Raw genomic sequence first — 1,878 nt, forward strand, 5'->3', positions numbered from 1 at the left:
CCCGCCTACGGCGGGAGACGCCGACGCCCCTCTCCCGCGCCTGCGCGGGAGAGGGGGGGACCGTCCGCAGCGCGGACGGTGGGGCGAGGGCGACGCCGCGGGGTTCTCTCAAACGCAATCCCGCTCGCACGCCCAACGCGGACCAGACACCATCAAGCCAGCGGCTGGTCCGCCAGCACCACGCCATCCTCGTCGGCGGACAGCCAGTCGCCGGGACGGATCGCCAGGCCGCCGAACTCGACCGCGACATCGCGCAGGCCCTGGCCGCGCTTGTCGGTCTTCAGCGGGCAGGTGCCCAGCGCCTTGACCGCGAGATCGAGCTGGCCGATCGCCTCGCTGTCGCGGATCACGCCATGCACCAGCACGCCCGACCAGCCATTGGCGACGGCCTGTTCGGCCAGCATGTCGCCGAGCATCGCGCGCCGCGTCGACCCGCCGCCGTCGATGACCAGCACGCGTCCGTCGCCGGGTTCGGCGACCGCTTCGCGGACCAGCGAATTGTCCTCCAGCGCCTTGACCGTGCTGACGATGCCGGAGAACGCGACGCGGCCGCCGAAGTCGCCGAGCTGCAGGTCGAGGACCCGGACCTCGTCGGGAAAGCTGTCGCACAGGTCGCAGGTCTTCATGTCGCATCCTCCGTGGCGGTGGCGATGTGCGCGCGCATCGAATCGATGACCGCGCGGTAGTCGGGCTTGCCGAAGATCGCCGAACCAGCGACGAAGGTATCGGCGCCGGCCGCGGCGATCGCGCCGATGTTGTCGGGCTTCACCCCGCCGTCGATCTCCAGCCGGATCGGCAGGCCGCTCGCGTCGATGCGCGCGCGCACCCGGCGCAGCTTGTCGAGCGTCGACGGAATGAAGGCCTGGCCGCCGAAGCCGGGGTTGACCGACATCAGCAGCACCATGTCGAGGTCCCCGAGCACGTAGTCGAGCACGTCGAGCGGGGTCGCCGGGTTCAGCACCAGGCCGGCCTGGCAGCCCTCGCCCTTGATCAGCTGGATCGTGCGGTGGACGTGGCGGCTGGCCTCGGGGTGGAAGCTGATCAGCGAGGCGCCGGCCCTGGCGAAGTCCGGGACGATGCGGTCGACCGGCTCGACCATCAGGTGCACGTCGATCGGCGCGGTCACGCCATGCCCGCGCAGCGCCTCGCACACCAGCGGCCCGATGGTCAGGTTGGGCACGTAGTGGTTGTCCATGACGTCGAAGTGCACCCAGTCGGCGCCGGCGGCGAGCACGTTGTCGACCTCCTCGCCGAGCCGGGCGAAGTTGGCGGACAGGATCGAGGGAGCGATGACGGGCGGCTGCATGGCGGTTCCGGTGGAGAGAAAGGGATGGTCACGAGGACCGTCCCCCATTTTAGGGCGGGTCGATCAACCGCGGCGGCGCTTGCGTCCGTGCCGGTCGCGGCGGATGCGGTCGTAGGCGGCATTGATCTCCGCCGCGCGCGCCTCGGCCTGCGCGCGCAGTTCCGGCGCCGCACCGGCGACCTTGTCGGGGTGGTACTGGGTGATCAGCCGCCGGTACGCCTGGTCGACCTCGGCCTGGCTGGCGCCCGGCGCCAGCCCCAGCACGTGATAGGACTTGTCGCGTTTGGGCGCCAGCCAGCCGGCATCGAAGGCGTGGCCGATGATCAGCCCGATCAGGCCGCCGGCCGGGTGGCGCAGCAGCAGCCAGCCGGCGATGAAGCCCAGGAGTTTTCCGTACCAGCGTTGCATGCCGGCCAGTGTAGGGGCAGACGGCCCCGCCGGCACGGATCGCGGCGCGGCGCCATGCCGCGGCGGCCGGCCTGCACGGCCCCGGCAATCGCACTACACTTGCCGACCGTTTGCGATGCGTATTGGATTCCCACCGTGTCCACGACCCTGCTCGAAGCAAACCT

The 1,878-nt window shown here is 71.0% G+C and carries 3 protein-coding genes; all 3 read right to left on the reverse strand.

Features of this window, described 5'->3' with window-relative positions:
• Nucleotides 1–152: 152 nt before the first annotated feature.
• On the reverse strand, nt 153–626 hold the full coding sequence (rraA, locus tag LDO26_RS18020; protein WP_232132473.1) for a ribonuclease E activity regulator RraA: 474 nt from the start codon (nt 624–626) through the stop codon (nt 153–155).
• Nucleotides 623–1,306 (reverse strand): ribulose-phosphate 3-epimerase, encoded by a 684-nt coding sequence (rpe, locus tag LDO26_RS18025; protein ID WP_232132474.1) that lies wholly within the window; start codon nt 1,304–1,306, stop codon nt 623–625. Before rpe ends, rraA begins: the two co-directional genes overlap by 4 nt.
• Before the next feature lie 63 nt (nt 1,307–1,369).
• A complete protein-coding gene (locus LDO26_RS18030) occupies nt 1,370–1,714 on the reverse strand; it encodes a J domain-containing protein (RefSeq protein ID WP_305068834.1) in 345 nt (114 codons plus the stop codon).
• Nucleotides 1,715–1,878: the final 164 nt, after the last annotated feature.

Source organism: Proluteimonas luteida, from assembly GCF_021191695.1.
Taxonomy (GTDB): domain Bacteria; phylum Pseudomonadota; class Gammaproteobacteria; order Xanthomonadales; family Xanthomonadaceae; genus Luteimonas; species Luteimonas luteida.

Coding starts and splice junctions, on each gene's coding strand:
- rpe (WP_232132474.1), bottom strand. CDS start 1,306: ATGCAGCCGCCCGTCATCGCTCCCTCGATCCTGTCCGCCAACTTCGCC.
- rraA (WP_232132473.1), bottom strand. CDS start 626: ATGAAGACCTGCGACCTGTGCGACAGCTTTCCCGACGAGGTCCGGGTC.
- LDO26_RS18030 (WP_305068834.1), bottom strand. CDS start 1,714: ATGCAACGCTGGTACGGAAAACTCCTGGGCTTCATCGCCGGCTGGCTG.